Raw genomic sequence first — 14,788 nt, 5'->3', positions numbered from 1 at the left:
AGCTCGCTCCTACAGGGGTTAGGTGGCGCTGACGGATTTAGAAATGGGCCGCGAGACCTGTGGGAGTGAGCTTGCTCGCGATCTGCCGAGTACCGGCAGCAAAACCGGTAAATGCGTTCTATCAGACAAACCGCGGAGGCTGATTCACGACTGCTTCGCAGCCGATCGCGGGCAAGCCACGCTCCTACAAGGGTTATGCGGCGCTGACGGATTTGGGAATGGGCCGCGAGACCTGTGGGAGTGAGCTTGCTCGCGATCTGCCGGGTACCGGCAGCAAAACCGGTAACTGCGTTATATCAGACAAACCGCGGAGGCTGATTCACGACTGCTTCGCAGCCCATCGCGGGCAAGCTCGCTCCTACAAGGGTTAGGGGGCGCTGACGGATTTGGAAATGGACCGCGATACTTGTAGGAGTGAGCTTGCTCGCGAAGGCTTGGTTCCAGCCTCTGGAGACGTGGCGGCTGTACCGGCGTCTTCGCGGGCAAGCGCGCTCCTACCTGGGATATTCGGTGTCGACTATTCCGCGTGCAAGCAAGTCTCTGGGGAAGAATCAAAGACATTGAAATCGACATCAGACCGCCTCTGCCGCAGGCGTAGGAGCGCGCTTGCCCGCGATCTGCCGGGTACCGGCAGCAAAACCGGTAAATGCGTTCTATCAGACAAACCGCGGAGGCTGATTCACGACTGCTTCGCAGCCGATCGCGGGCAAGCCACGCTCCTACAAGGGTTATGCGGCGCTGACGGATTTGGGAATGGGCCGCGAGACCTGTGGGAGTGAGCTTGCTCGCGATCTGCCGGGTACCGGCAGCAAAACCGGTAACTGCGTTATATCAGACAAACCGCGGAGGCTGATTCACGACGGCTTCGCAGCCCATCGCGGGCAAGCGCGCTCCTGCAAGGGCACCTGCTGTCAAAGCGGTCAATCAGGCATGAGCAGTCTGCCTTGCGGGCGTTCGAAGGTGCGTTTGCCGCGTTTGTATCCCATCACTGGCGGCCTGATTTCGGCGATTACGGCGGCGGGTGAGGGGGCGTCGAAGACGATGAAGTCGGCGTGGCAGCCGGGCGTCAGCCCGTAGTGTGGCAGGCGCAGCAGCCGCGCGGACTCGGTCGATACCCACGCCAGGCATTGCAGCAATTGCGCCACGGTGCCCAGCTGGCTGACGTTGGCGAACAGGTTGGCCTGGCGCACCAGCGAGGCGTCGCCGTAGGGCGTGAACGGGTTGCCGATGTTGTTGGTCGACACCGAGCAGGTCACGCCGCAGGCATGCAGGTGCGCCAGGGGCGCCAGGCCTCTTGGCTTATTGTGAAAATGCTCGCGAGCGGTAAGGAACAGATCGGTGCTCGGCAGGCAGGTGACCTGCACGCCGACTTCCGCCAGCCGGATGCCCAGTGCGATCAGGGTCTCCATTGGCAGGGCCGACAGCTTGGTGACGTGGCCGATGGTCACCCGGCCGCCCCAGCCGTGGCGCTCGGTGCACAGGGCCACGTGGTCAACGGTCATGCCTTGCGGGTTCAGGTCGAAATCCAGATGCAGGTCGAGGTCGCAGTCGTATTCGACCGCCAGCTCGAACAGCCGGTCGATCTGGCCCAGCGGGTCGCTGTCGGTGTAAGGGCAGCCGCCGAGCACGGTCGCACCATTTTCCAGTCCATGACGCAACAACGCTTCGGTGCCGGGATTGTTCAGCATGCCTTCCTGCGGGAACACGCAGATCTCAAGGCTCACGGCCCACTGATAATCGGCTTGCAGACGACGTATCGCATTGAAGCCGGTCAGACCGATCTGCGGGTCGAGTTCGACGTGGGTGCGCATGTGCGTGGTGCCTTGCAGGATGGCCTTGTCCAGCACCTGCGCGCCGCGTTGATACACATCTTCTTCGGTGAACCGCGCCTTGGCGGTGCGGGTCTGCTGCACCGCCTCCGCCAGGGTGCCCGCTTGCAACTGGCAGCGTTGCATGATGCAGGCCTTGTCCAGATGAATATGCGTTTCCACCAGCCCCGGCAGCAACAGCCGACCCTCAAGATCGAGCGTCTCGCGCAACGTCGCATCGCCGCTGAAGGCCTCGACGAAATGGCCGTTTTCGACGAGCAATGTGGACAGCCCGGGAGCATTGCCGACGCGGGCGTTGTGGATGATCAGCGCGCTCATGCCGTGACCCCTTCGCCCAGGTAGGCAGCCGCCAGTTCGGTGTCCTCGCGCAGCTGCGCGGCGCTGCCGGATTTGATCACCTGGCCGGTTTCCAGCACGTAGGCACGATCAGCGACCTGCAGGGCGAGGTTGGCCATCTGGTCCACCAACAACAGCGTCACGCCCTCGTCGCGCAGCGCTGCCAGCGCGTCGTACAACTCGCCGATCATCGAGGGCGACAGGCCGAGCGACGGTTCGTCGAGCAGCAGGATTTTCGGTTTGGCCATCAGGCCACGGCCAACCGCGACCATCTGCTGTTCGCCCCCGGAGAGCAGTCCGGCGGGGCTGTCGATTCGGTCACGCAGGCGCGGGAAGCGCTGCAGGATGGCCTCGATTTCGGCATCGGCGTCGAACGTCTCCCTGCGCGAGTAGCTGCCCAGCAGCAAGTTGTCGCGCACGCTCAGGTACGGGAACACCTGACGCCCTTCGGGTACCAGCGCCAGGCCTTGACCGGCAATGCTGCTGGCGCTGCTGTGTTCGATGTTTTCGTTGTCCAGCAGAATGCTGCCGCCCGAAGCGCGATGCAGGCCGGCCAGGCACTGCAGAATGCTGGACTTGCCCGCACCGTTGGCACCGAGGATCGCCACCAGCTCGCCCGGATTGACCACCAGATTGACCTTGTTGACCACCGGCGCAGCGCCGTAATCGATGACCAGATCCTTGACGAAAAGACGTGCGTCGTGACTGCCGGCCCACTGGCTTTCACGCGGGCTGGCCTGATAATCGGTGCCACCCAGGTACGCCGCGATGACGCGCTCGTCCTGCTGCACTTGCGCCGGTGTGCCCACGGTGATCGGCTTGCCAGCGTCGAGCACCAGCAGGCGTTGCGAGACCGACATCACCAGCGCCATGTCGTGTTCCACCAAAATCACCGTCAAGCCGAACGCCGACAACTGACGCAACACATCGGCCAGCGCGTCGGTGTCCCGGCGACTCAACCCGGCTGCAGGTTCATCGAGCAGCAGCACCGACGGCGCGGTGGCCAGCGCACGGGCGATTTCCACCAGACGACGGTCGACGTGGGGCAGGTCTTCGGCCGGAATGTTCACCGCACCGCGATAACCCACGAGTGCCAGCAGATCCAGCGCCAGCGACCGCTGCTGCGCAGTGGCGCGGCTGAAGATGAAGCCCAGACGGCCCTTCTGCATGGCCACCAGCACGTTGTCCAGCACTGACATTTCGCCAAACAGCTGGGTGGTCTGATACGTGCGGGCAATCCCGGCGCGAGCGGTTTGCCAGGCCGGCAGACCGGCGAGCGGCTGATCGAGGTCAATCCGGCCGCTGTCAGGCGTGTAGAACCCGCTGATCATGTTCAGCACCGTGGTTTTCCCGGCGCCGTTCGGCCCGATGATGCTGGTGATGCTGCCAGCCGGTGCATGAAGGCTGACCTGCTGCGCCGCTTGCACACCGCCGAAGCGAATGCCGATGTCGCGAATGTGCAGACCCTCGCGGTGTGGGTGCCCGCCCAGATAATCGGCGAGGCGCTTGTGGTCGATCTGCAGCGGAGGCGTCAGCGGTATCGGCTTGATCCAGCGCCGGGCGAGGGCGCCGAGCAGCCCGTTCGGCGCGATCCACAGCACGATCAGCAACAGGACCGAGAAAATCAGCAGCCGGTATTCGGCAAAATCCGAAAGCAATTCAGGCACCAGGACGATGAGCAAAGCGCCCAGTACCGGGCCGAACAGCGTGCCGCTGCCGCCGACGATCACCGCCAGCACGAACAGGATCGACTGCGAGAAAGGGAACGACTCCGGGTTGATGAACATCAGCAGCGGCGCCAGCAATGCACCGGCCAGCCCGGTCAGCGCCGCCGACAAGGCGAATGCCAGGGTCTTGCTCAACACCGGGTTGAAACCCAGCGAGCGTGCCGCGATTTCCGACGCTTTCACCGCGCGCATCGCCTTACCCCAGCCGCTCTGGTGCAAGCGCTGATAAAACGTCAGCGCGGCGACCATCAGCCCTGCGGCAATCAGCGCCAACAGGATCGAAGGGTCGATTCCGGCGAACTCCGGCAGCGGGATGCCCATCAGGCCGTTCGACCCACCGGTGACGTCGCGCCACTCGATGAGGCTGTGGTGCACGACGAAAGAGAAGGCGATGGTGATCATCGCCAGATAAGGACCGGTCACGCGCAGCGCCGGAATCGCCAGCAGCGCCCCGACGCCGCCCGCCAGCAGCCCGGCAGTCGGCAACGCCAGCCACAGCGGCAGCCCGGCCAGGGTCATCAGTGCGCTGACGTAGGCGCCGATCGCATAGAACGCGATGTGGCCGAAGGAAATCTGACCGCTCAGACCGATCAGCACGTTCAGGCCGACACCGACTACTGCGGCCAGCGCGCAGAGGGTGAAGACCAGCAACGAGTAACTGTCGAGCACGAAGGCCGCCGCCACGCTGAACAGGGCCAGCGCTGCAATGGAAACAGGGCCGAGGAGGTTTTGCAGGTTTTTCATACTTTCACCAGTGCCTTACTGCCGAACAGGCCGTCAGGGCGGATCGCGAGCGCCAGAATCACCAGTGCAAAGGTGAAGATCTGGGTGAATGCCGAGCCGAAATAAAGCGTGATCAAGGCCTCGGTCAAGCCGAACAGCAGCCCTGCAGCGAAGACGCCTCCGGCGCTGGAAATGCCGCCCAGAATCGCGACGGCGAAAGCCTTCAGGCCGAACAACATGCCCATCTCCGCGTTGACGCTGAACAGCGGCGCGATCAACAGGCCGGCAATGGCGGCGAAAATGGTCGAAACGGCGAACGCGATGGCGACCACGCGATTGACATTGATGCCCATCAGCATCGCCGCGCGCGGGTTTTGTACGCAGGCCTCAAGCACTTTGCCGAGACGGGTGTGGCGCCGCACCAGGTACAGCGCCAGCGCAATGGCCGCGCCAATCAGCGGAATCAGGATTTGCAGCGCGCCGATGTCGTTGCCGAACAGCTCGACCTTGAGGTTGACCAGGCGGCTTTCGAACTGACGCGGCTCCTTGCCGAAGGTGAACAGCGCCAGGTTGTCGACCAGGATTCCGCCCGCCACCGTCGCCATCAGCCAGGCTTGCGAGCCTCGGCTGTGAAACGGGCGCACCAGCCAGCGTTCGATGACCAGTCCGTACACGCCGCTGAGCAGCAGGGTCAGCGGCAGCGCCAGCCACAGCGAAAGCCCCCAGGTGATGCACAGCGTGTAGCCCACGACTGCGCCCACCATCATGGCGCTGCCCTGAGCGAAGTTGACCGTGCGCGAGACCACGTAGGTCAAGTGGAAACCCAGGGCGAGCAGGGCGTACATACTGCCCAGGCCCAGGCCTGTGACAATGGCGGCGGTGAACATGGCGAAATCCTTAGTGCTTGGAAAAACAGCGTCGACAGCGCCGACGCCGAAGACGTGCCTGGCGGGTCAGGCCGCTGCCTGGGTCACGGCTTGAGCGGAACGATCTGATCGCCCTCGAAGTGCGTGAACACATAGTCGTCCGGCCCGAGGGCGTCATGCTTCTGCGCGGTGAACGGCTGGGTGTAGTGCTTGATCAGGCCGTCGTAATCGGTGATCGCATAGAAGCCGTCGCGCACCGCCTTGCCGTCGGTGTTGCCGGCTTTCTCGATGGCCAGCGCGCTGAGGTGCAAGGCGTCGTAGGCGTTGGCGATCCCGACCGCGGGCGTCACGTCGGCCAGGCTCTTGATCTGCGGATAGGCCGCCTTGAGCGACGCGAGCAGGGCGTCGCCCCTGGCGTTGTTGTGCTCGGTGAATACGTACGTCTGGATGAAATGCACGCGCGAGGCACCCGGACCTGCCAGTTCACCGAAGCGCCCACCGGCCGGGCCCCAGTGCGACACCACCGGCACGTCCCAGCCCATGCGATCAAGCGATTTGACCACTTGCGCCGACGGGCCGACGTTGCCTACCAGCAGCAGCGTGTCGGCGCCCGCGTTTTTCAGCCGGGTCAACTGCGGCACCACGTCCAGATCGCTGTCCTGAATGCGTTCGACGCCGGCATCCTGCAGACCGCGTTTTTCCAGCGCGCGTTTGAAACCGGCCTCGTTCGACTCACCCCACGGATTGTTGATGAGGATCATGCCGGGCTTCTTCATGCCCTGATCGACGCCGTACTTGACCAGCGCTTCGTCCACCAGCTCATCGACTGCGGATACGCGAAACACATAGTTATCCGCCGCGCCGTTTTCAGTGATTTTGGTGCCTGCCGCCCAGATGCCCATGAACGGGACTTTCAGCTGGTTGGCCAGCGGCACGATCGCCAGCGACACCGGGGTGTCCAGGCCGCCGAACAGCACCGTGACTTTCTCCCGTTGAATCAGCTCGCGAGCGGCCAGCATGCCCTTGGACGGGTTGCTTTCGTCATCACGGCGCACCAGCTCAAGCGGGCGGCCCAGTACGCCGCCGTGGGCGTTGACTTCATTGATGGCCATGGTCAGGCCGCGAGTCAGTGCTTCGCCGGATTTGGCGGACTGCCCCGACAAGGCCGCCACCAGACCGACCTTGATCGGTGGTTCGGCCGCCTGGGCGCCGCCACCGATTGCAAGGGTCAGCGTGAAAGCCGCCGCCACTGGGAACAACAGACGCTGCATGTTTGGAAGCCGGAATGACATGGGTGACGCTCCTGATTGCTAGCACTTGTAAAATTATTGCTAGCAAGTAGGATGCCAGCCTGAGTCTCGCCAAAATGCCTGTATTTATGGGGAGTTCAGCCAGCGAATACGCTCCAGATTAACGCACGATGCACCACGCGAAGGCACGGCCAGGTTCATCGTCATTTCAAATGAAAGGGGAATCAGTGATGTCTGAAACGAATGAAGCGGTGCAGATTGTTAGCAATTTTCTCGAGGCTTCCATGGCGCCGGATCCGGTTCGAGCCGCCACGTTCATGAGCCACGATGTGAAGATCACGTTTACCGGTGGCCGCGCGATGCCGGACCCGCTCGCCATCACGGCATTCAACGGAGCACGCTACGCGTGGGTCAAGAAAGCGCTGGGTAATTTCGACTGGATGGACCGGGGCGATCACACCGTCGTCTACTCCAACGGCACGTTGTACGGCGAGTGGCCGGACGGCCGCAGCTTCTCGGGCAATCGTTACCTGGACCGCTTTGAAGTGCGCGACGGCAAGATCACCCGCATGGACGTGTGGAACGACAGTGCCGAGTGGATGCTGGCACCGGAAATCGCCAAGGCCTGACGACCGCTTTATTCCGCGTGCAAACCGAACGGTGGGCGGTGGCGTGTGCAAGTCATCGCCTGCGGACGAGCGCTGATGACGGACGACGCCACAGCCGCGCCGGTCGTGGCAGGCCCATAGGTGATTTCGTCGGCGGAAAAAAGCAAGCGCTTGCGTGAATCGTTTCAGCTGTTCTAGAGTGTTTCAACGTAATTCCCGAGCGTCACCCAAACGAGGTGGCCAGGCATAAAAACAAGAAACCTCGGAGAGACCCATGAACAGCTTGTCTGCTCTGCTGCCGCGTGTTTTTTCTGCAACTGCCGCATCCGTCACATTCCTCCCGGGCGCTCGACCATGAGCGCAATCCTCGCTGAACACCCCATGCCCGTACTGGAAATGAACGCCATATCCAAGACCTTCAACGGCCTGCGCGTGCTCAAAGACGTCGCGCTGAAAGTCTACGCCGGAGAAGTCCACGCGCTGATGGGTGAGAACGGGGCGGGCAAGTCGACGCTGATGAAAATCCTCTCGGGCGCGTATCAGGCCGACGCCGGCGGCGAGATCCGCGTCGGTGGCGATGCGCTTGCCGCGTTCGACCCGCTGACTGCCAAAGCGCGGGGCATTGCGGTCATTTATCAGGAGTTGAGCCTGTGCCCGAACCTGAGCGTCGCTGAAAATATCTACCTGGGCCGTGAGCTGCGCCGTGGCTGGAGCATCGATCGAAAGGCGATGGAAGCGGGGTGCGTGGAGGTACTGGCGAGACTGGGTGCGGATTTCAAACCCTCGACCCGCGTCAGCGTGCTCTCGATCGCCGAACGGCAGTTAGTCGAGATCGCCCGGGCACTGCATGCCAACGCCCGGATTCTGGTGATGGACGAGCCCACGACGCCGTTGTCGTCACGGGAAACCGACCGCCTGTTCGCCCTCATCAAGCAACTGCGCGACCAGGGTCTGGCGATCATCTACATCAGCCACCGAATGGCCGAAATCTACGAACTGTCTGATCGCGTTTCGGTCCTTCGCGACGGCGAATACGTCGGCATGCTGCAGCGCGACGCGTTGTCGGCAGACGCTCTGGTGAAGATGATGGTGGGGCGCGACCTTTCCGGTTTCTACAAGAAAGAACACGCCGCCTACAATCCCGGCGCAGTGGTGATGCGCGTGCGTGACATGGCCGACGGTAAACGCGTCAAGCCGTGCAGTTTCGACCTGCACGCCGGTGAAGTGCTGGGTATCGCCGGGCTGGTCGGCGCGGGCCGGACCGAGCTGGCGCGACTGATTTTCGCCGCCGACCCGCGCACCTCGGGCACGCTCGAAGTGGCTGGCAAAGTCGTCGAGCCGCTGCGCAATCCCACTGACGCCATACGTGCCGGTGTGGTGTATCTGACGGAGGATCGCAAGGCGCAAGGGCTGTTCCTCGACATGAGCGTGCGCGACAACATCAATGTCTGCGCCTGCGTGCCGGACGCTCGTGCCGGTGGCGTGCTGGACCGGGGACGTGGCGCGCGGCGTGCGCTGGAGGCCATCCGCGCGCTGTCGATTCGCGTGGCGTCCGGCAAGGTCAGCGTTGGCGCGCTGTCCGGTGGCAATCAGCAAAAGGTGCTGCTGGCGCGCTTGCTGGAAGTCAAACCCCACGTGCTGATTCTGGATGAGCCGACCCGTGGCGTGGACATCGGCTCCAAGTCCGAGATCTACCGGATCATCAATGACCTGGCGAAAGCCGGCGTCGGCGTCGTGCTGATTTCCAGCGAGCTGCCGGAAATCATCGGCACCTGCGATCGCGTGCTGATCATGCGTGAAGGGCAGTTGGTGGCCGAAGTCGGCGGCGCCTCGGGGCATGCGATTTCTCAGGAGCGGATCATCGATCTTGCCACTGGAGGCGAGCAGGCACCCGGCATCACAGACACCGCACTCCCACAGGGACGTGCCACAAGTTTCAAAAATTCCAATAACAACAATAAGGAGGCCAGGCCATGAGTCTGACCCTGGAAAACTCGCCACGCGTAGACGCCATCAGCCGGCGCGAACGGGCCAGAGAGTGGATGCGCACCCTCGGCATGTTGCCCGTACTGGTGTTGCTGCTGGTGGGCTTCGCGCTGATGACCGACAGCTTCATGACGTGGCAGAACCTGTCGATCATCACCCAGCAGGCCTCGGTCAATGTGGTGCTGGCGGCAGGCATGACCTTCGTGATTCTTACCGCCGGCATCGACCTCTCGGTGGGGGCCATCCTCGCGGCGTCGGCGGTGGTCGCGTTGCAGGCCTCGATGTCGCCCCAGTACGGCATGCTCGGCATCTTTGCCGGGATCGGTTTCGGCCTGTTGCTGGGGCTGGTCAATGGCGGCCTGATTGCGTTCATGCGCCTGCCGCCCTTCATTGTCACGCTGGGTGCGCTGACAGCCATGCGCGGCCTGGCCCGGTTACTGGCGGACGACAAAACCGTGTTCAACCCCGATCTGCCCTTTGCTTTCATCGGTAACGATTCGGTGCTGGGCGTGCCGTGGCTGGTGATCATTGCCGTGGCGGTGATCGTGATTTCCTGGTTCATCCTGCGCCGCACCGTGATGGGCGTGCAGATCTACTCAGTGGGCGGCAACCCCGAAGCGGCGCGGCTGTCCGGCATCAAGGTGTGGAAAGTGTTGTTGTTCGTCTACGCGCTGTCCGGAGCGCTGGCCGGACTGGGTGCGGTGATGAGCGCCTCACGGCTGTTCGCCGCCAATGGCCTGCAGTTGGGGCAGTCTTACGAGCTGGACGCCATCGCCGCAGTCATTCTGGGCGGCACCAGTTTTACCGGCGGCGTGGGCACCATCGGTGGCACGCTGATCGGTGCGCTGATCATCGCGGTGCTCACCAATGGGCTGGTGCTGTTGGGGGTATCCGACATCTGGCAGTACATCATCAAGGGCATTGTGATCATCGGTGCCGTGGCCCTGGACCGTTATCGTCAGTCCGGTGCGCGGACCTGAGGCACGCCGCTGACCCCGAATTTCAAGCAACCGCCGCGACAATAATCACAAGAGAGCAATCATGAACTTCAAACGTCTATTCCCGGCTGTCGTTTCCCTTTCCTTCGCAGCCCTGCTGTCTCAGGGCGTTGAGGCCCGCGAGTTGAAATCCGTCGGCATCAGCCTGGGTTCGCTCGGCAATCCATACTTTGTGACCCTGGCCGACGGCGCCAAGGCCAAGGCGCTGGAGATCAACCCCAGTGTGAAGGTCACGTCGGTGTCCGCCGATTACGACCTGGGCAAGCAGTTCTCGCAGATCGATAACTTCATCGCCGCGGGCGTCGATCTGATCCTGATCAACGCGGTGGACCCCAAGGCCATCGCCCCGGCCATCAAGAAAGCCCAGGCCGCGAACATCAAGGTCGTCGCCGTCGATGTCAGCGCCACCGGGGTGGACGCAACGGTGCAGACCGACAACGTCGAAGCGGGCAAGCTGGCCTGTCAGTTCATCGTCGACAAGCTCTCGGGCAAGGGCAACGTGATCATCGAAAACGGCCCGCAAGTGACGGCCGTCACTGACCGCGTCACGGGTTGCAAATCAGCGTTCGCCGGCGCGCCGGACATCAAGATTCTCTCCGACGATCAGGACGCCAAAGGCTCGCGGGACGGCGGCCTCAACGCGATGCAGGGCTACCTGACGCGCTTCCCGAAAATCGACGGCCTGTTTGCGATCAATGATCCGCAGGCCATCGGCAGCGACCTGGCGGCCCGGCAGTTGAAACGCGCAGGCATCATCATCACGTCGGTGGACGGCGCGCCGGACATCGAACATGCGCTCAAGTCCGAGTCCTCGATTCAAGCCTCGGCCAGTCAGGACCCGTGGGCGATGGCCCAGCAGGCGGTGGTGATCGGCAACGATCTGCTCAACGACAAGAAACCCGCTCAAGCCGTGACGCAGCTGACGCCCAAGCTGATCACCCGCGACAATGTCGGCAGCTACACGGGCTGGTCGAGCAAGCACTGAAACGCCGCGCGGAGGAGGTGAACGCTGTGGTCAGGATGGAGGATGTGGCGCGCCTTGCGCGGGTGTCGACTTCGACGGTTTCCCACGTGCTCAACGGCACGCGCAAGGTCAGTCCGCAGACCGTCGAGGCGGTGCAGCAGGCCGTGCAAGCGCTGGGTTACATCCCCAACACCCTGGCCCGTTCGCTCGCCCGCTCGCGCACCAACACCATCGGCGTAGCGATCTCGGCGCTGTCCAACCATTACTTCAGCGAGACGGTGCATGCCATCGAAACCGAGTGCGCGCGTTACGGCATCATGATGCTGTTCGTCGACACCCATGACGATCCCGAGCAGGAACTGCGCGTGGTCACGGCGCTGCATCACCGGCGTGTCGACGGGATCCTGCTGGCGCCTTCGAGCGATCCGCAGCGCGCGGCGCTGGCGTATCTGCAGGCCAACGCCATTCCCACCGTGCTCGTCGACCGCCTGGCGACGCAAGGCTTCGACCAGGTCGGCGTGGAAAATCGCCAGTCCACTCATGCACTGGTCAGCCATCTGATCGGTCATGGCCATCGGCGTATCGGCATGATCGCCGGCCACCGCGGCCTGAGCACCACTGAGGAACGCATCGAGGGCTACCGGCAGGCGCTTGCCGATGGCGGTTTGCGCTTCGATGACGCGCTGCTTGTGAACGGCGAATCCAACCGTGAATCGGCGCGTCTCGCAGCGCGTCAGTTGCTGGGCCTGAATGAGCCGCCGAGCGCGATCATGGCGGCGAACAACCCGATGACCATCGGCGCCATGCACGCCCTGCGGGACGCCGGGGTCTCAGTGCCTGAGCGGATGGCGCTGGTGGGTTTCGACGACTTCGACTGGGCCGACTTTTTCGTGCCACGCCTGAGCGTGATCGCCCAGCCGGTGCATGAACTGGGCGCACGGGCGGTGCAATTGTTGCTCCAGCGCATCGACCACCCTGATGGCACACGCCTGTCCGAGCGGCTGTCACCGACGCTGCTTATCCGAAATTCATGTGGATGCCCTTGAGCTTCCGCCACAAGGAATTGAACACCAATGAGCCAGGCTGTTTCTCTGGGCATCGATCTGGGCACCTCCGAACTCAAGGCCATCTTGCTCGACGCCAGTGGCGCGGTTCTGGCGCAGGCGGGCGAGCGGATAAGTGTTTCTCGTCGGCAGCCGGGCTGGTCGGAACAAGACCCGGCACACTGGTGGCAGGCGTGTCTGACCGCGCTGGCGCGGTTGCGCGACAGTCAGCCGCAAGCCTGGCAGCGGATTGCCTGCGTAGGCGTATCCGGGCAGATGCATGGCGCAGTCATGCTCGACGGCGCAGGGCAGGTGGTGTACCCCGCCATTCTGTGGGACGACTCCCGCGCCGTGGCGCAGGCCGCCCAACTCAACCGCGATTACCCACATTACGCTGAAGTGACCGGCAGCCTGGCGATGGCGGGGCTGACCGCGCCGAAGTTGCTGTGGATGCGCCAGCATGAGCCGGAACTGTTCGCGCGGATCGATTGCGTGCTCTCACCCAAGGATTACCTGCGGCTGTTGCTGACCGGCCAGCGTGTCAGTGACATGTCCGATGCCGCGGGGACCTTGTGGCTGGATGTGGCGCGCCGCGAGTGGTACGAACCCATGCTGCACGCCACCGGGCTGACCCTTGAACACATGCCGACGCTGCTGGAAGCGGATCAGCGCTGCGGCACCCTGACCCACGCGGCCGCTGCGCAGCTCGGGCTGCCGGTCGATCTGCCCGTTGCGGCCGGTGGCGGCGACAATCCCGTTTCGGCAGTGGCGATCGGCGCAGTCCAGTCCGGTGATACGTTTGTCACCCTCGGCACCAGCGCGGCCATCGTCGCCATTACCGATCGCCCCGCTGGCAATCCGGCGCGAGCAGTGCACAGCTTTTGCCACGCGCTTCCGCAACGCTGGTACACCATGGGCGCCATGCTCGCGGGGGCCAGTTGCCTGCGCTGGGTGACGCGTCTGCTGGGCCAGCCGGATGAGCAGACGTTGCTCGAACTGGTCCGGCTCGGCCTGCCAGTGGACCGCCCGGTGCCGATTTCCAGTCCGGTTTTCCTGCCGTATCTGGCCGGCGAGCGGACGCCGCACAACGACCCGTTGCTGCGTGGCGGCTTCATGAATCTGGGGCACGACAGCACACCCGCCATGCTCGGTTATGCGGTGCTCGAAGGGGTGGGTTTTGGCCTGCTGGATGCGATGAACGCATGCATGTCAGCGGGGGCGACGGTCAACGCCTGCGCGCTGGTCGGTGGCGGCGCGCGCAGTGAGTATTGGGCGCAATTGTTGGCCAATATTCTCGACCGCGAGGTTTACACGCTGCAGGGCAGTGAGCTGAGCGCCTGCATCGGCGCGGCCAGGCTGGGCTTTCTGGCGATCGGCCAAGGGGAGTTGCTGCAACAAGGCATGCCGGTGAAAGCGCGCTATCGACCCATCGCCGCGACCCAGCCTGCGCTGCGCGAGCGTCATGCGAAGTTTCGCGGATTACTGTCCGCTGCGCAGGCGCTGCACGGCTAAGGCGCGGGCTCGATCAGCACCTGCGGGAATCACTCGCAACCTTAATGCACCGCCCACGAGCGCGGTGCCGGGGTGTGGGTGAACTTGGAGATGCCCTTGACCCAGAACCGGCGATGCGGCGTCTGGTCCGGCGGCAGCAGCGGCTGCGCCGACCATTGGTGATGACGTTTGGCCTCTTCGCGGTAAGCCTTCCATTCCATGGCTTCTGCGGTGTCCTTCGCCGCACGTTCGTCATCGAACCAGCCAAGCACTGAAACTTCGCCCTGATCACGGCCGTGTTCTACCAGCAGAAAAATGTTGTACATGCCTGTGCCTTTTGCTTATCAAGTCCGGCCCGAATGCGGGCTCTACTGATGGCTTATCGACAGTTGAGCGGAAAAATTGAGGTCGCCGCGTTCACCTGCTGACCGACGGCGCCGCGCGCCAGAGCCTTCGCACAGCGGGCGGTCAATCATTTCGGCAGCGGCGTGAGGATCTCGGCGTTGTCGTCCAGCAGGATGAAGACCAACAGTTTCGCCGGTTTACTGGTGCTCGCGTTTCGCGATTCATAGTGTTTCGAACCGGCCGGCTCGTACCACGTTTCGCCAGCCTTGTAGGTGGTCGCCTTGCCCTCGTTGACCCGGGAGATGACCGCGCCTTCGAGTACGTAGGCGATCGCGCTGCCGCTGTGGCTGTGCGGAATCGAGACCTGTCCGGGCTGATAATCGACCGTCAGCACCATTGCCTTCTTGCTTGGCGCATTGAGCATCGGGTGGCTTTCCAACACGGTGACTTTTTCCTGTCCGGCGTCATGGGCCAGCGCGCCGAGCGGCAGCCAAAGGGCCGCGCAGGAGAGGGCGGCAACGAGCAGTTTCAAAGCGTTCATGATCGGTCCTGTGGAAGAGAGTGACAGCCGACACGTTAGGCCTGGCCAGGCACGGGTCACACTCCCAATCCGCAGAAAGAT

12 protein-coding genes are annotated in these 14,788 nt (G+C 63.3%); 6 read left to right on the top strand and 6 right to left on the bottom strand.

Translation table 11 applies throughout. The annotated features are described in order from the left end of the window. Positions 1-920: 920 nt before the first annotated feature. The 4 genes from BMZ10_RS06475 to BMZ10_RS06460 form a co-directional block, all read right to left on the bottom strand. Complete coding sequence (locus BMZ10_RS06475) at positions 921-2,147, bottom strand: amidohydrolase family protein (protein WP_093459174.1); 1,227 nt, start codon at positions 2,145-2,147, stop codon at positions 921-923. Next, positions 2,144-4,636 (bottom strand): branched-chain amino acid ABC transporter ATP-binding protein/permease, encoded by a 2,493-nt coding sequence (locus BMZ10_RS06470; RefSeq protein WP_093459173.1) that lies wholly within the window; start codon positions 4,634-4,636, stop codon positions 2,144-2,146. The genes BMZ10_RS06475 and BMZ10_RS06470 overlap by 4 nt, the downstream gene beginning before the upstream one ends. Further along, positions 4,633-5,502: a branched-chain amino acid ABC transporter permease gene (locus BMZ10_RS06465; protein WP_093459172.1), complete on the bottom strand. Its 870-nt coding sequence runs from the start codon at positions 5,500-5,502 to the stop codon at positions 4,633-4,635. The genes BMZ10_RS06470 and BMZ10_RS06465 overlap by 4 nt, the downstream gene beginning before the upstream one ends. A gap of 83 nt (positions 5,503-5,585) precedes the next feature. Continuing rightward, the gene (locus BMZ10_RS06460) at positions 5,586-6,773 is read right to left on the bottom strand and encodes an ABC transporter substrate-binding protein (RefSeq protein WP_093459171.1); all 1,188 of its coding nucleotides are present in this window, start codon (positions 6,771-6,773) and stop codon (positions 5,586-5,588) included. A gap of 188 nt (positions 6,774-6,961) precedes the next feature. On the opposite strand from BMZ10_RS06460, the gene BMZ10_RS06455 reads away from it, so the two are divergent. From BMZ10_RS06455 to xylB, 6 genes are all read left to right on the top strand, one after another. Then, complete coding sequence (locus BMZ10_RS06455) at positions 6,962-7,360, top strand: nuclear transport factor 2 family protein (protein WP_093459170.1); 399 nt, start codon at positions 6,962-6,964, stop codon at positions 7,358-7,360. Between the two features lie 333 nt (positions 7,361-7,693). Continuing rightward, positions 7,694-9,316 carry a sugar ABC transporter ATP-binding protein gene (locus BMZ10_RS06450; RefSeq protein ID WP_218147170.1) on the top strand — a complete coding sequence of 541 codons (1,623 nt, stop codon included), beginning with the start codon at positions 7,694-7,696 and terminating at the stop codon, positions 9,314-9,316. Then, positions 9,313-10,305, top strand: a complete 993-nt coding sequence (locus tag BMZ10_RS06445) for an ABC transporter permease subunit (RefSeq protein WP_093459169.1) — start codon at positions 9,313-9,315, stop codon at positions 10,303-10,305. Before BMZ10_RS06450 ends, BMZ10_RS06445 begins: the two co-directional genes overlap by 4 nt. Before the next feature lie 61 nt (positions 10,306-10,366). After that, a complete protein-coding gene (locus BMZ10_RS06440; RefSeq protein ID WP_093459168.1) occupies positions 10,367-11,308 on the top strand; it encodes an ABC transporter substrate-binding protein in 942 nt (313 codons plus the stop codon). A 26-nt stretch (positions 11,309-11,334) separates the two neighbouring features. Further along, positions 11,335-12,333: a LacI family DNA-binding transcriptional regulator gene (locus BMZ10_RS06435; RefSeq protein WP_093459167.1), complete on the top strand. Its 999-nt coding sequence runs from the start codon at positions 11,335-11,337 to the stop codon at positions 12,331-12,333. A 27-nt stretch (positions 12,334-12,360) separates the two neighbouring features. Further along, positions 12,361-13,842 (top strand): xylulokinase, encoded by a 1,482-nt coding sequence (gene xylB / locus BMZ10_RS06430; RefSeq protein ID WP_093459166.1) that lies wholly within the window; start codon positions 12,361-12,363, stop codon positions 13,840-13,842. Between the two features lie 41 nt (positions 13,843-13,883). Here the strand turns inward: xylB and BMZ10_RS06425 are convergent, their stop codons facing one another. Next, positions 13,884-14,147 (bottom strand): hypothetical protein, encoded by a 264-nt coding sequence (locus BMZ10_RS06425; protein WP_093459165.1) that lies wholly within the window; start codon positions 14,145-14,147, stop codon positions 13,884-13,886. 146 nt (positions 14,148-14,293) lie between these two features. Next, positions 14,294-14,707 (bottom strand): cupin domain-containing protein, encoded by a 414-nt coding sequence (locus tag BMZ10_RS06420; protein ID WP_093459164.1) that lies wholly within the window; start codon positions 14,705-14,707, stop codon positions 14,294-14,296. Positions 14,708-14,788: the final 81 nt, after the last annotated feature.

Origin of the sequence: Pseudomonas sp. NFR16 (assembly GCF_900108875.1) — a bacterium.
GTDB lineage: Bacteria > Pseudomonadota > Gammaproteobacteria > Pseudomonadales > Pseudomonadaceae > Aquipseudomonas.
Note: the sequence above shows the minus strand (reverse complement) of the source record. Positions and strands in the feature narration are given on the sequence as shown.